The sequence below is a fragment of the Phytopseudomonas daroniae genome, assembly GCF_004327275.1.
Lineage (GTDB): Bacteria > Pseudomonadota > Gammaproteobacteria > Pseudomonadales > Pseudomonadaceae > Aquipseudomonas > Aquipseudomonas daroniae.
Genome location: NZ_QJUJ01000001.1, coordinates 678,451 through 692,969 on the forward strand (window position 1 = coordinate 678,451; position 14,519 = coordinate 692,969).

Genomic DNA, 14,519 nt, shown 5'->3' on the forward strand with positions numbered 1-14,519 from the left:
GTATGACGGCTGTGATGGGGCGGGCGGCGCAGCAATTGATGGGTTTCACCCATCCTACGGGCTGCAAAGAGGCGTAAGCAGACGTAGGGTGGATCGGGGCGCGTAGCCGACGCTCTTTTCATCCACCATTGCGATCGCAGAGCGGTGGACGGGTCGGGCCGCGTAGGTGAAGCGTCGTCCACCCTACGACAGGCGGCTATCGCCTTCCAACACCACATCGCTCAACACAAACTATCGATCCGCCTCACCTACATCGCAATAACGAAACGGCCGGTGTGATCGCTCACACCGGCCGTTTGTTTTGCCGCTACCGCAGGGCGTCAGGCGAAGACGATCTCCTCGCCTTCGACCTTGCCGGTCACGGTGCTGCCCGGGTTGAACTTGCCGGCCAGGATCATCTGCGCCAGCGGGTTCTCGATCCAGCGCTGGATCGCCCGTTTCAATGGCCGTGCACCGTACACCGGGTCGTAACCAACGGCGATCAGCTTGTCCATCGCCTCGTCGGACAGCTCCAGGCTCAGCTCGCGCTCGGCCAGGCGCTGCAACAGGCGCGACAGCTGAATGCGGGCGATGCCGGCGATCTGCTCGCGAGCCAGAGGCTCGAACACCACCACCTCGTCGATACGGTTGACGAACTCGGGACGGAAGTGGTTGCCCACCGCATCCATCACCGCCGCGCGCTGCGCCTCACGGTCACCGACCAGTTCCTGGATCTGCGCCGAACCCAGGTTGGAGGTCATCACGATCACCGTATTCTTGAAGTCCACGGTACGGCCGTGGCTGTCGGTCAGGCGGCCGTCTTCGAGCACCTGCAGCAGCACGTTGAAGACATCCGGGTGAGCCTTCTCGACCTCGTCCAGGAGCACCACCGAGTATGGTTTGCGGCGCACCGCCTCGGTCAGGTAACCGCCCTCCTCGTAACCGACGTAGCCGGGCGGCGCGCCGATCAGACGAGCCACGGAGTGTTTCTCCATGAACTCGGACATGTCGATACGCACCAGTGCGTCCTCGGTATCGAAGAGGAATTCGGCCAGCGCCTTGCACAGCTCGGTCTTGCCGACGCCGGTCGGGCCGAGGAACAGGAACGAGCCGCTGGGCCGATTCGGATCCGCCAAGCCGGCGCGCGAGCGGCGCACGGCATTGGACACCGCGACCACGGCCTCGTCCTGACCGATGACGCGCTGGTGCAGCAACCCTTCCATCTTCAGCAGCTTGTCGCGCTCACCTTCGAGCATCTTCGACACCGGAATCCCCGTCCATTTGGAGACGACCTCGGCAATCTCTTCCTCGGTCACCTTGCTGCGCAGCAACTGGTTTTCGGTCTTGCCGTGCTGGTCGACCATCTGCAGGCTGCGCTCCAGATCGGGAATCACACCGTACTGCAGCTCGGCCATGCGGTTCAGATCACCCTTGCGACGCGCCGCTTCCAGCTCGGTACGGGACTGCTCGATCTTCTGCTGGATCTGCGCCGAGCCCTGGACTTCGGCCTTTTCCGACTTCCAGATTTCATCGAGGTCGGAGTACTCCTTCTCGAGCTTGGCGATGTCTTCCTGCAGCTTGACGAAGCGCTTCTTGGCCGCCTCGTCCTCTTCCTTCTTCAGCGCCTGGGCCTCCACCTTGAGCTGGATCAGACGGCGATCCAGGCGGTCGAGCACCTCCGGCTTGGAGTCGATCTCCATGCGGATACGGCTGGCCGCTTCGTCGATCAGGTCGATGGCCTTGTCCGGCAATTGACGATCGGTGATGTAGCGGTGGCTGAGCTTGGCCGCGGCAATGATCGCGCCGTCGGTGATAGCCACCTTGTGGTGCACCTCGTAACGCTCCTTGAGGCCCCGCAGAATGGCGATGGTGTCTTCTTCACTCGGTTCATCGACCAGTACTTTCTGGAAGCGACGCTCCAGGGCGGCATCCTTCTCGATGTACTGGCGGTACTCATTCAGGGTGGTGGCGCCAACGCAGTGCAGCTCACCACGGGCCAGGGACGGCTTGAGCATGTTGCCGGCGTCCATGGCGCCCTCGGCCTTGCCGGCGCCGACCATGGTGTGCAGCTCGTCGATGAACAGGATGATGCGGCCTTCCTGCTTGGACAGCTCGTTGAGCACCGCCTTGAGGCGTTCTTCGAACTCACCGCGAAACTTGGCGCCGGCGATCAACGATCCCATATCCAGGGACAGCAGGCGCTTGTCCTTGAGTCCATCGGGCACCTCACCGTTGACGATGCGCTGGGCCAGACCTTCGGCGATGGCCGTCTTGCCCACGCCGGGTTCGCCGATCAATACCGGGTTGTTCTTGGTGCGGCGTTGCAGCACCTGGATGGTGCGGCGGATTTCGTCGTCACGGCCGATCACCGGATCGAGCTTGCCCTCTTCGGCACGCTTGGTCAGGTCAACGGTGTACTTGTCCAGAGCCTGGCGGGACTCCTCGATATTCGGGTCGTTCACCGCATCACCGCCACGCAGGTTGGCGACGGCGTTCTCCAGGGCCTTGCGGCTCACGCCCTGTCCCAGCAGGAGCTTGCCCAGCTTGGTGTTCTCGTCCATGGCGGCGAGCAGCACCAGTTCGCTGGAGATGAACTGGTCGCCCTTCTGCTGCGACAGACGATCGGCCTGATTGAGCAGACGCGCCAGATCCTGGGACAGGCTCACATCGCCGGTAGGGTTCTGGATCTTGCCCAGGTGGTCGAGCTCTTTGCTCAGGGCCTGGCGCAGGCTGTTCACATCGAAGCCCACCTGCATCAGCAGCGGGCGAATGGAGCCGCCCTGCTGGTCGAGCAGCGCCTGCATCAGGTGCAGCGGCTCGATGGCGGAATGGTCGTGGCCGACGGCCAGGGACTGGGCGTCGGAAAGGGCAAGCTGCAACTTGCTGGTCAAACGGTCGATTCGCATGGCGTCATCCTTCCTTTAAAGGCAGGCCGGCGCGGTGCATGCGCCTGAAATCAAAACCTGCCGAGATGAAGCATAGATGAGGCCGATTGTGCGGGTTTCAAGCGTGGCGGTGTTGATCACGGTCAAGCAGCGCCGAATGGCTGAGCAGACCTCAGAACCTGTTCACGATCTGTGTACTTGGCAAACAGGAACCGTATCCCTATGGATCGACGGTAAAAGGCGGATGCGGCCGGTCGGGTGGACGACGCTTGCCTACGCGGCCCGATCCGTCCACCAACCTAGCGATCGCAATGGTGGATGAAAAGAGCGTCATCCACCCTACGGGGTAAGCGTCCGCTTCCGCCTTTGAGCAGCCATTGCACATGGGGTCTCATCGAAAAATCGTGAACAGCCCGTAGGATGGGTGAAACCCATAAATTGCCGATGGGTTTCACCCATCCTACGACCTGAACAGACCTCAGATCGGTAGGAGCCCGCTTGCGGGCTCCTACGAAAACCTTAGCGATCCGCCAGCCAGATCAACGAGGCGAAGCGGCCGGTCTGGGCGGCGCGCCGGTAGGAATAGAAGCGCGAATCGCTGAAAGTGCAAAAACCGCCGCCATACACTGCGTTTATACCGCGTGCGGCCAGACGGATGCGCGCCAACTGGTAGATATCCGCCATAAAGCGCCCGGCGTTGGCGCTGGGTATGAAGGCACTGGCTGCCTGGTCATGCTGGCTGACGAACGCCTCGCGCACCTCGGCACCGACTTCAAACGTCTGTGGGCCGATAGCCGGGCCCAGCCAGACCAGAGTGTCCTCGGGCTCCGCGGCCAGTGCATCCAGCGTGGCCTCCAGCACGCCGTTCGCCAACCCACGCCATCCGGCATGAGCTGCCGCCACACGGGTACCCGTACGGTCGCAGAACAGCGCGGGCAGGCAGTCGGCGGTCATCACCGCACAGGCAACGCCCGGTGTGGCCGTCCAACTGGCATCGGCCTCGATGACGCTTTCCGGGTCAGCCTGAGCGACGGCGATGCCGTGCACCTGCTGCAGCCAGGCCGGGCGGCAACCCAGCTGACTCAGGAGCCGCTGACGGTTCTTGGCAACAGCCACCGGGTCATCCTCGACATGCGCGGCGAGGTTGAAGCTGTCGTAGGGCGCCGCACTCACACCACCGGCGCGAGTGGTCACGCAGGTACGTACCCACTCGGGAGCGGGCCAATGGGGTGTCAGCCAGTCATGGGCCTTGTCGCTCATCCGATGAACGCCTCGCGATCCTGACGCAGCAGCGTCAGCAACCAGACGAAATCATCGGGCAACGGCGACTGCCACTTCATACGCTCACCGGTAATCGGATGATCCAATTCGAGGAAGCGGGCGTGCAGGGCCTGACGCGGAAACTCCTTGAGGCTCTGCACCATGGTCGGGCTGGCGGCCGGCGGAATGCGGAAGCGCCCGCCATAGACCGGATCGCCGACCAGCGGATAGCCGACGTGACTCATGTGCACACGGATCTGGTGCGTGCGCCCGGTCTCCAGCTTGACCCGCGTGTGGGTGTGCGAGCGGAAACGTTCGAGCACGCGGTAATGGCTGACCGCCGGCTTGCCGCCATCGGTAACGGCCATGCGCTGACGCTGCGAGGAGCTGCGGCCGATGGGGGCATTGATCTTGCCGCCAGCGGTGATCACGCCAATCACGATGCATTCATAGATACGGCTGACCGTACGCTTCTGCAACTGATCGACCAGGCGGGTCTGCGCTTCGATGGTCTTGGCCACCACCATCAGGCCGGTAGTGTCCTTGTCCAGGCGATGCACGATGCCGGCCCGCGGCACGTTGACGATGTCCGGCACGTGGTGCAGCAGCGCATTGAGCAAGGTGCCGTCGGCGTGCCCGGCAGCCGGATGCACGACCAGGCCAGCGGGCTTGTCGATCACCAGAATCTGTTCGTCCTCGTAGACGATATTGAGCTCGATGTCCTGGGCGATCCATTCACCCTGGGCTTCCTGCTCGGCGGAAAGGGCCAGCACGGAGCCGCCGTGAACGATGTCACGGGGGCGCAGCACCTGACCATCGACGGTCAGATTGCCCTCCTTGATCCAGCCGGAAAGGCGCGAGCGCGAGTGCTCGGCGAACAGCTGGGCGGCGACTTGGTCGAGGCGTTGACCGCCCAGATCGTAGGGCACCTCGGCGGATAACTGAATGGCCTGCTTATTAATAGATGACATGCTCGGCAACGGCGGGGGCATAGCCTTTGGTTTCAGCTACACGCTTGTGGTTAAATACGGCGTCTTTGCCCCAGGGGTACCGGGGGCGCTCATCATAACAGGACGGCCCTGCCCAAGACAGCCGCCGTCCCAGGGACGCAAGCCGCCATGCAAGTGAAACACCTGCTGCTGATCGCCATCCTCGCACTCACCGCCGCCTGTTCGTCCAAGGAAGTCCTGGATGAAAACCTCAGCGAGGCCGAACTCTACCAGCAGGCTCAGACAGATCTGGACAACGGCAGCTACACCAGCGCCGTCACCAAGCTCAAGGCCCTGGAGTCCCGCTATCCGTTCGGCCGCTATGCCGAACAGTCGCAGCTCGAGCTGATCTACGCCAACTACAAGAACGCCGAGCCGGAAGCTGCGCGCTCCTCCGCCGAGCGTTTCATCCGCCTGCACCCGCAGCACCCGAACGTCGACTACGCCTATTACCTGAAGGGCCTGGCGTCGTTCGATCAGGATCGCGGCATCGTTGCGCGCTTCCTGCCGCTGGACATGACCAAGCGTGACCCGGGCGCGGCCCGCGACTCCTACAACGAGTTCGCCCAGCTCACCAGCCGCTACCCGAACAGCCGCTACGCGCCGGATGCCAAGCAGCGCATGATCTACCTGCGCAACCTGCTGGCCTCCTACGAAATCCACGTTGCCCACTACTACCTGACCCGTCAGGCCTATGTCGCCGCCGCCAACCGTGGCCGCTACGTGGTGGAAAACTTCCAGGAAACGCCATCCGTCGGCGATGGCCTGGCCGTGATGGTCGAGGCTTATCAGCGCCTGACCCTGGACGACCTGGCAGCCACCAGCCTGGAAACGCTCAAGCTCAACTATCCGGATCACCCGAACCTGGTCAACGGCGAATTCGTGCCTCGCGAGGAAGACGCCGATAATCGTTCGTGGCTGGCCAGGGCCACGCTGGGTCTGATCGAAAGCGACGTACCGCCACCGCCAAGCCAGACCCAGGCGAGCCAGGACGTGATTCGTCAGTACGAAGAAGCCTCGGATCAGATCCCGGCTGAACTGAAACCGGAAAACCAGAGTGAGCAAAGCGAAGAGCCGCAAGGCAGCAAGCGCTCCTGGTTCAGTTACATGACCTTCGGCCTGTTCGACTGATCCTGGCAGCACCGCGTTAACCAAGATGCCAGTCAACCGACTGGCATCTTGCGTTTCTGCACTGCAAAAACGCTGACCAAGCGGCTGTCCGCCCACCCCTTCCTTAGCTAAACTGGTGCATTCATCTATGTGAAGAGAGCGCCATGGGCCTGTTCCGCCTGCTGTTCTGGATTGCCATCATTTTTGCAGCCATCTGGGTTTGGCGCCGCTACTTCGGTGCGGCGCGTCGACGCCAGGCGCCGCCGCCAGCGGAAACCCCAACACCGATGGTGCGCTGTGCCCATTGCGGCGTGCACACGCCACAAGAGCACGCCGTGCAACTGGCACAGCGCTGGTATTGCAGCCAGGCCCATCTCGAACAAGGCCCCAAGCCCGGTGATCGCTGAAGGTCTCGCTCTAAGCGGCCAGCAGGGTCGCCGTATTTTCAGGCTGTACCACCTTTACCGATTGCTCATCGGTGTCCTGCTGGTTCTGCTGATCTCCGCCGACCTGGATGGTGAACTGCTCGAACTGGCACACGTGCCGCTGTTCCGCAGCACCAGTTGGCTGTATCTGATCCTCAATATCTTCGTCGCGCTGATCATTCAAAACCCGCGCAGCCTGGTTCAGGTGTTCGGCGTGGCCCTGGTCGACGTGATCCTGCTGTCGACTCTGTTCTATGCCGGCGGCGGCACACCCAGCGGTATCGGCAACCTGCTGATCGTTGCGGTGGCGATCGCCAATATCCTGCTGCGCGGCAGGGTCGGCGTGCTGATCGCAGCGAGTGCGACGATCGGCCTGATCTACCTGACGTTCTACCTCAGCCTCAGTCACCCCCAGGCCAGCAGCCAGTATGTGCAGGCCGGCGCACTGGGCGCTCTTTGCTTCACTGCAGCGCTGTTCGTGCAGGGCCTGACGCGGCGCCTGCAAGCCAGTGAAATCCTCGCCGAGCAGCGGGCCGCCGATGTCGCCGACCTCGAAGCCTTGAACAACCTGATTCTGCAGCGCATGCGCACCGGCATCCTGGTGGTGGACGAACAGCATCGCGTGCTGCTGGCCAATCAGTCCGCCTTGAGCTTGCTCGGCCGAGAGAACCTGGCCGGCAAGATCCTCGACCCGCACTGCACCGAACTGGTCAAACGCCTGCAGTACTGGCTGGAAAACACCAGCCTGCGTCCGACCAACTTGCAGGCCCGCGCCGACGGCCCGACCCTGCAGCCCAGCTTCATCTCCTTGCAGCGAGGCGGCCAGCGCCACACGCTGATCCTGCTCGACGATATCTCGCAGATCGCCCAACAGGCCCAGCAGCTCAAACTGGTCGCCCTGGGCCGGCTGACCGCAGGCATCGCCCACGAGATTCGCAACCCGCTGGGCGCCATCAGCCATGCTGCACAATTGCTGCAGGAGTCCGAAGACCTGCACGGGCCAGATCAGCGCCTGGCGCAGATCATCCAGGATCACTCCCGGCGCATGAACCTGATCATCGAGAACGTCCTGCAACTGTCGAGGCGACGTCAGGCAGAGCCGCAACTGCTGGATCTCAGGTATTGGCTGCATCGCTACGCTGCCGAATTTCGCAGCACCGCCACGGCCTCGAGAATCCTGCACCTGAGTATCGAGGGCAGCAACATCCAGACCCGCATGGATCCGAACCAGCTGACCCAGGTGATCACCAACCTGGTACAGAACGGCCTGCGTTACAGTGCCCAGCTCAATCCCCGGGGTCAGGTGTGGCTGAAACTGTTTCGCGATTCGCACAGTGATCTGCCGGTGCTCGAGGTGCTCGATGACGGCCCGGGCATCACGACAGAACAACTGCATCACATCTTCGAACCTTTCTACACCACGGAAAACAAAGGCACCGGCCTGGGCCTGTATATTTCCCGCGAGCTCTGTGAAAGCAATCAGGCTCATCTTCACTACAAACCACGCGAAGGCGGCGGTGCATGTTTCCGTATTACCTTCGCTCATCCGCGAAAAATGAGCTGAACGACCGATGAACCACCAGAGAGCCCTGATTGTCGACGACGAACCCGATATCCGCGAGCTGCTGGAGATTACCCTCGGGCGCATGAAACTCGACACGCGCAGCGCGCGCAACGTCAAGGAAGCGCGCGACTGGCTGGCCAAGGAGCCATTCGACCTGTGCCTGACCGACATGCGCCTGCCCGACGGCACCGGCCTGGATATCGTGCAGCACATCCAGCAGCGCTATCCGCAAACGCCCGTGGCGATGATTACCGCCTTTGGCAGCCTGGATACCGCGATCAACGCGCTCAAGGCCGGCGCCTTCGACTTTCTTACCAAACCGGTCGATCTCGGTCGCCTGCGCGAGCTGGTCGCCACCGCCCTGCGCCTGGGGGCCGATCAGGATGAAGAAGCACCAGGCGCCAGCCGTCTGCTCGGCGAATCGCCCCCCATGCGCGCCCTGCGAGCGCAGATCCAGAAACTGGCGCGCAGCCAGGCACCGGTATATATCAGTGGCGAATCCGGTAGCGGCAAGGAGCTGGTCGCCCGACTGATTCACGAGCAGGGGCCGCGCCGAGAGCGCGCCTTCGTGCCGGTCAACTGCGGCGCAATTCCGTCGGAACTGATGGAAAGCGAGTTTTTCGGTCACAAGAAAGGCAGCTTCACCGGCGCCATCGAAGACAAGCAGGGCCTGTTCCAGGCCGCCCACGGCGGCAGCCTGTTCCTCGACGAAGTAGCCGACCTGCCGCTGACCATGCAGGTCAAACTGCTGCGGGCGATCCAGGAGAAAGCCATTCGCAGCGTCGGCGGCCAGCAAGAGGTCGTGGTGGATACCCGCATCCTCTGCGCTACCCACAAAGATCTGGCCGCCGAAGTGGCCGCAGGGCGCTTCCGTCAGGATCTGTACTACCGTCTCAACGTCATCGAACTCCGCGTGCCTCCACTACGCGAACGCCGCGAAGACATCCCGCTGCTGGCCGACGTAATGCTCAAGCGCCTGAACGAAGGCATCGGCCTGCCGCCCGTGAAACTCGATGGGCCGGCCCTGGACAAGCTCAAGAGCTACCGCTTTCCCGGCAACGTACGCGAACTGGAGAACATGCTGGAGCGCGCCTACACCCTGTGTGAAGGCGACGTGATCTGCGCCAACGACCTGCGCCTGGTCGATGCGTCACCCGCTGGTGAAAATGGTGATGCCAGCCTGGCGCAGATCGACAACATCGAGGACTACCTGGAAGACGTCGAGCGTAAACTGATCATGCAGGCTCTCGAAGAAACCCGCTGGAACCGCACCGCCGCAGCCCAGCGCCTGGGCCTGAGCTTCCGTTCGATGCGCTACAGGCTGAAGAAACTGGGGATCGACTGATCATCGGTGAAAATGGCTGCTGCCCGTTAGCCGTTACACGAATGATCCTGTGCTAGGATTCCCTCACTTGAGTTCATCGAGAAATAGCGTGAAACCGTCGCTAGCACTTGATCTAAAACGAGCCGCCATCCGCGAAGCGACCAGCCGCTTTCGCGCAGCCAACCCACGTGTATTCGGCTCAGTACTGCATGGTACTGACCAAGAGGGCAGTGATCTCGACCTGCTAGTGGACGCCCTCCCTGGAGCAACCCTATTCGACCTCGGTGGTTTGCAGGCTGAGCTGGAAGAGATTCTCGGCGTTCAGGTAGATCTGCTCACTCCCGGCGACTTGCCCGCCAGCTTCCGCGAACAAGTGCTGTCAGAGGCACGATCGGTTTGAAAAAGTATCGTCTGGACGACTATCTCAGCCACATGAGACAAGCCGCAAGGGATGCATGCAGCTTCGTCGAGGGTTTGGATAAAGACGATTTCGATACCGATAAACGCACGCAGCAAGCCGTCATCATGAATCTCATTATTATCGGTGAAGCTGTAACCAAGTTAATGGATGGGCATATCCAGTTCGTGAACGAGAACCCCCAAATTCCATGGCGAAACATGCGCGGTATGCGCAACCGCATTGCCCATGGCTACTTTGATATTAATCTCGACATCGTTTGGGAAACGGTACAAACGGCGCTACCGGAATTGCTCGAGCAGTTGCTCACTGTCGATAGTAGAGATGATTCAGATACCGCCAGCCAGTAGGGTGAAATCCCGCCTACTGCATCACTGACCTCCGCCAACGCTTATAAACGTAATATCGGTGCATAAGGCGCCGGATCGATAATCGGCTCACGCCCCAGCATCAGGTCAGCCAGTAACCGGCACGACGCCGGCGCCAATACCAGGCCATTGCGGTAATGCCCGCAGTTCAGCCACAGCCCCTCATGGCCGGGCACCTCGCCAATGAAGGGAATCCCCTCAGGCGACCCGGGTCGCAACCCCGCCCAATGCCCCACGACCTCGGCATCCTTCAGCGCCGGCAGCAAGGCTTCGGCCGAGGCGCGCAGGCTGGCCAGAGCATCCTCGGTAGGCGTCTTGTCGAACCCGGCATGCTCCAGGGTGCTGCCTACCAGGATATGGCCGTCGCGACGAGGGATCGCATAGCGCCCGCGGGCCAGCACCATGCTTGGCAAGAAGTCCTCGGCACATTTGAACAGGATCATCTGCCCCTTGACCGGCTCCACCGGAAGCGCCAGCCCCAGGCTCTGCAGCACCTCGCCACTCCAGGCTCCAGCCGCCACCACCACCTGATCCGCCAACAGCTCGCCATCGGCAGTGCGCACCCCGACGATTCGAGCACCCTCGCGGACGAATCCCTCGACGGGGTCGTGCTCGCGCAGAGTGACCGCAGGCATGCCCTGCAGCGCCGCCCGCAGCGATTTCACCAGCCGCGGATTGCGCACGTTGGCCACACCAGACATATGAATCGCCCGTTGGAACCCTGCGCCCAGCGGCGGTACCGCGGCGTAAGCCGATTCAGCGGACACCTCATGCAGCGGCCGCCCTTCGCGCTGCGCCCAGGCCAGCGCCTCAGCCTGATCGTCCAGATCCAGCCAGTACAAGCCGGTGACATGCACCTCCGGATCCAGACCGGTACACGCCAGCAGTTGCTGACCGAGGCCCGGGTAATAATCCTGAGACCAATGGGCCAGCGCCGTCACTGCCTGGCTATAGCGCCAGGGATACAGCGGCGAGACGATCCCGCCCCCTGCCCAGGAAGCCTCGCCACCGACAGATCCACGATCCACTAGCGTGACGCGCTTGCCCGCCGTCGCCAGTTGATACGCCGACAACAACCCAATGACCCCACCGCCGATAACGATCACATCCGAACGCACAACTCACCCCATCGCGTGAACGGCAAGCCTTGACAGCGACACCTCAGGGTCTAAACAGAAAAGGCAGGCCAGGAAGGCCGCCAATCATACGCGCATAGGGATTTGCATCATGAATGGAAATCAACAGAAGGCATTCAGCCTTGTGGAGTTGCTTGTCGTCCTGTCTCTACTCGGCATCCTCCTCACTTTCGCAGTCCCCACCTTCGGCAAGCTCCTGCAAGACAACAGGGACGAAGCCTTGCGCAACCTGCTCCGCAGCCAGCTCCAGCATACCCGGGCACAAGCCGTCATGACCAACCGCCAATATTGGTTATGCGGCTCCAGCGATGGCACCACCTGCAATGGCGACTGGGCGAGCCACTGGCTGATCACCACCCCACCCCATGTTCATCAACTGCAACAACTGCCTGCGGATAATGGCCTGTGCTGGCGTGGTTTCACCAGAAACATCCGCTTCCATCCCAACGGTACTACCCCTGTCAGCAACGGCCGCTTCAGCCTATGTCGAGACGGAAAAACGATCTGGGCACTGACGATCAATCGCCAGGGACGAGTGCGAGACTCCAGCGCCGAAACGCACCAAGGCTGTTGCCCGACCAACCATACCGGTACTTGAACCACTCATCCCCCTTCCCGCAGACAAGCGCAGGTCGGCTAGGCAGTATGCCGCTGTCCACAGTATCCAGAGCCAATCGATATGCCTTATGCCAAGGACAGCAAGTACCTTGTTGCGCATGCTCCTCAAAAAAGAGGGGCAGGCGGTTTTACCCTGATCGAGCTGATGGTCACGCTCACCGTATTGGCCATATTCATATCCATCGCGGTACCGTCGTTCGGCCGCTTGATCGAAAACAATCGTGTCACAGCCACAGCCAACGAGTTTCATGCACTGCTGATCTCCGCTCGCAGCGACTCCGTCACCAAGCGCACCAGCATCACCGTGACCCAGAGCGGCACAGCCTGGAGCAGCGGCGACCGCAGCGTGGAAATCCCCCCCAGCGTGACCGTCACCCCCAGCGGAACCAGCATCGTCTTCAAGCCGAACGGCACGGCCGAGGCATCCAGCACCACCTTCAAAAACAACGACGAAAGCCTCTCCTTCACCGTCTCGACTCAGGCGGCTGGGTTCATCAGGAAAGTTCAGGACTGAACATGAACAGAGCGCACGACATTCGCGGCTTCAGCATGATCGAAGTCCTCGTCACCATTCTGCTGATCAGCATAGGCGTATTGGGCCTTGTCGCCCTGCAAGGGCGCACCATCACTTACACTCAGGACTCGGCTCAGCGCAACGCTGCTGCCATGCTCGCCGACGACCTGCAGGAAATGATGCGTGCCGACCTCGACAAGGTCATCGCCAACGGCCTGCCACGCGACTCGTCCGACTACTACAAGGCCAAGGATGCCGACTTCCCCGACCCGGCGGACGACTGCACCTCTCTCGCCAACGCCACCGCTCAACAACGGCTTGGCTGCTGGGCGGAAAAAGTCAAAACGAGCTTGCCGGGCGCGGAAGATCTTATGAGCAGTGCATTCCACATCTGTCGCACCAAGACATCCGGCTCCTGCACAGGAGACGGTTCCACCATAGAGATCCAGCTCGCCTGGGCCGTCAAGGGCGGAGAATGTCTGACCAAAGAGGTCGACACCAACGAATACTGTACCTATGCCGTGCGCGCGGAGTTCTGAGCATGTTCCCGACACCTTCCCGAAACCAGCGCGGCCTGTCCCTGGTCGAGCTGATGGTCGCCATGGCCATCAGCAGCTTCCTGATCCTGGGCATCACCCAGATCTACCTCGACAACAAGCGCAACTACCTCTACCAGCAAGGTCAGGGCGAGAACCTGGAAAACGGCCGCTTCGCCCTGATGCTGATCGGCGAGCGCCTGAGCAAGGCTGGCTACCGGCGCAACCCCAGCCTCGGCATGGATATAGCCTTTCCCGCCCGAACCGTTGACGGCTGCGCCTTCACCGCCGGGCAGGCAGTCGTTCGCGTGGATGACGCCACCCTATGTCTGCGCTACCAACCCAGAGATGAAAACGAAACCAACTGCCTGGGCAATACCTACAGCGGCACCAGCGACCTCAGCACACCTTATGACAGCGACACCACTCTGTCTCACTTCAACAGCGACGACATCATGGTCGAGAAAATCGTTCTGGAAGATGGCGCGCTCAAATGCAATAACCAAGAGCTGGTCAGCAACATCGAGGATCTGTACTTCGACTACGGCATCAACGATGACCTCTATGCGTTGAGAGTCGACTCCTACACCGCCAACCCCGATGCCGGCGACATTATCCGCGCCCTGCGCTACTCCGTGCTGCTGGCCGCCACGCCAAGCAACCTGACCCAGGGTGTCGACAGCAAGGTCTGCAGCAACCCGAACAACGATGACGAAATCGGCGACTGGGAAAACCTCACCGGCCAACCGCTCGACTGTGAAGCCGGCCGGCTCTACCAAATGGTAAGCGGCAGTTCGACCCTGAGGAACCTGATGCCATGACTGTCTTCCCCCATCACCGCCAACGTGGCGCCGTACTGGTCATCGCCCTGGTCATGCTGCTGATTATCACCCTGCTGGGCATCGGCAGCATGCGCGAGGTCGTACTGGAAAGCCGTATCACCGGCAACCTGATCGAACAGAAAAAGCTGCGCAACGCCGCAGAATCCTCCCAGCGCGAAGCGGAAAGGCGTATCGCCGGGGCGGCAACTATCGAAGACTGCTCTGAAGGCAACGTCATTCCCTGTTACTACGGCAAAGCCGAGGACTACATCTACAACTTTGCCGATAAGCCAACCTACAAAGGCCTCGATGGGGGAACCGCACTGGAGCGCGATGCCCGCTGGTACATCCGCTTCATTGGCGGCCCCTTTAATGCCGGGGGCGGCGGCACCAATGACGCCGGCAACGCCGGCGGTGCACTGGCCGGCATAGATACCGCAGAATCGGGAAGCAGCTTCTTCTACGAAGTCAACGCCCAGGCCTACAAGGAAAGCGACAAGGGCGACACCTGCACCTCCGGCACCCTCTGCCTGACTTCGACCACTTTGCTCATCAAGAAATGAGACGCCAGG

General features: G+C 61.6%; 15 protein-coding genes. 11 read left to right on the plus strand and 4 right to left on the minus strand.

All coding sequences use genetic code 11. The annotated features are described in order from the left end of the window. Positions 1-320: 320 nt before the first annotated feature. The 3 genes from clpB to rluD all read right to left on the minus strand — a co-directional run bounded on the left by clpB (position 321) and on the right by rluD (position 5,095). Positions 321-2,885 (minus strand): ATP-dependent chaperone ClpB, encoded by a 2,565-nt coding sequence (clpB, locus tag DNK10_RS03250; protein WP_131190555.1) that lies wholly within the window; start codon positions 2,883-2,885, stop codon positions 321-323. A gap of 498 nt (positions 2,886-3,383) precedes the next feature. Then, complete coding sequence (pgeF, locus tag DNK10_RS03255; protein WP_131190556.1) at positions 3,384-4,124, minus strand: peptidoglycan editing factor PgeF; 741 nt, start codon at positions 4,122-4,124, stop codon at positions 3,384-3,386. Next, the gene (rluD, locus tag DNK10_RS03260; protein ID WP_131179544.1) at positions 4,121-5,095 is read right to left on the minus strand and encodes a 23S rRNA pseudouridine(1911/1915/1917) synthase RluD; all 975 of its coding nucleotides are present in this window, start codon (positions 5,093-5,095) and stop codon (positions 4,121-4,123) included. The genes pgeF and rluD overlap by 4 nt, the downstream gene beginning before the upstream one ends. Positions 5,096-5,242: 147 nt before the next feature. Here rluD and DNK10_RS03270 point away from each other — a divergent pair, with 147 nt between their 5' ends. The 6 genes from DNK10_RS03270 to DNK10_RS03295 all read left to right on the plus strand — a co-directional run bounded on the left by DNK10_RS03270 (position 5,243) and on the right by DNK10_RS03295 (position 10,304). After that, the gene (locus tag DNK10_RS03270; protein WP_131179546.1) at positions 5,243-6,244 is read left to right on the plus strand and encodes an outer membrane protein assembly factor BamD; all 1,002 of its coding nucleotides are present in this window, start codon (positions 5,243-5,245) and stop codon (positions 6,242-6,244) included. A gap of 143 nt (positions 6,245-6,387) precedes the next feature. Next, positions 6,388-6,630: a PP0621 family protein gene (locus DNK10_RS03275; RefSeq protein WP_131190557.1), complete on the plus strand. Its 243-nt coding sequence runs from the start codon at positions 6,388-6,390 to the stop codon at positions 6,628-6,630. Beyond that, on the plus strand, positions 6,620-8,212 hold the full coding sequence (locus tag DNK10_RS03280) for a sensor histidine kinase (RefSeq protein WP_131190558.1): 1,593 nt from the start codon (positions 6,620-6,622) through the stop codon (positions 8,210-8,212). Before DNK10_RS03275 ends, DNK10_RS03280 begins: the two co-directional genes overlap by 11 nt. 7 nt (positions 8,213-8,219) lie before the next feature. Beyond that, complete coding sequence (locus DNK10_RS03285; RefSeq protein WP_131179549.1) at positions 8,220-9,557, plus strand: sigma-54-dependent transcriptional regulator; 1,338 nt, start codon at positions 8,220-8,222, stop codon at positions 9,555-9,557. A gap of 88 nt (positions 9,558-9,645) precedes the next feature. Further along, positions 9,646-9,936, plus strand: coding sequence for a nucleotidyltransferase family protein (locus tag DNK10_RS03290; protein ID WP_131179550.1), 291 nt, complete (start codon positions 9,646-9,648; stop codon positions 9,934-9,936). After that, on the plus strand, positions 9,933-10,304 hold the full coding sequence (locus tag DNK10_RS03295; RefSeq protein ID WP_131190559.1) for a HepT-like ribonuclease domain-containing protein: 372 nt from the start codon (positions 9,933-9,935) through the stop codon (positions 10,302-10,304). The genes DNK10_RS03290 and DNK10_RS03295 overlap by 4 nt, the downstream gene beginning before the upstream one ends. A 41-nt stretch (positions 10,305-10,345) precedes the next feature. Here the strand turns inward: DNK10_RS03295 and thiO are convergent, their stop codons facing one another. Further along, positions 10,346-11,440 carry a glycine oxidase ThiO gene (gene thiO, locus DNK10_RS03300; RefSeq protein WP_131190560.1) on the minus strand — a complete coding sequence of 365 codons (1,095 nt, stop codon included), beginning with the start codon at positions 11,438-11,440 and terminating at the stop codon, positions 10,346-10,348. Positions 11,441-11,549: 109 nt separating this feature from the next. Between thiO and DNK10_RS03305 the strand changes: the two genes are divergently transcribed. From DNK10_RS03305 to DNK10_RS26295, 5 genes are all read left to right on the plus strand, one after another. After that, positions 11,550-12,056, plus strand: coding sequence for a GspH/FimT family protein (locus DNK10_RS03305; protein WP_131190561.1), 507 nt, complete (start codon positions 11,550-11,552; stop codon positions 12,054-12,056). An 81-nt stretch (positions 12,057-12,137) separates the two neighbouring features. Then, entirely contained in the window at positions 12,138-12,590 is a 453-nt protein-coding gene (locus tag DNK10_RS03310; RefSeq protein WP_131190562.1) for a GspH/FimT family pseudopilin, read from the plus strand. A 2-nt stretch (positions 12,591-12,592) separates the two neighbouring features. Then, complete coding sequence (gene pilV, locus DNK10_RS03315) at positions 12,593-13,129, plus strand: type IV pilus modification protein PilV (RefSeq protein WP_131190563.1); 537 nt, start codon at positions 12,593-12,595, stop codon at positions 13,127-13,129. 2 nt (positions 13,130-13,131) lie between these two features. Continuing rightward, positions 13,132-13,947: a PilW family protein gene (locus DNK10_RS03320; protein ID WP_131190564.1), complete on the plus strand. Its 816-nt coding sequence runs from the start codon at positions 13,132-13,134 to the stop codon at positions 13,945-13,947. Continuing rightward, complete coding sequence (locus tag DNK10_RS26295) at positions 13,944-14,510, plus strand: pilus assembly PilX family protein (RefSeq protein ID WP_131190565.1); 567 nt, start codon at positions 13,944-13,946, stop codon at positions 14,508-14,510. Before DNK10_RS03320 ends, DNK10_RS26295 begins: the two co-directional genes overlap by 4 nt. Positions 14,511-14,519: the final 9 nt, after the last annotated feature.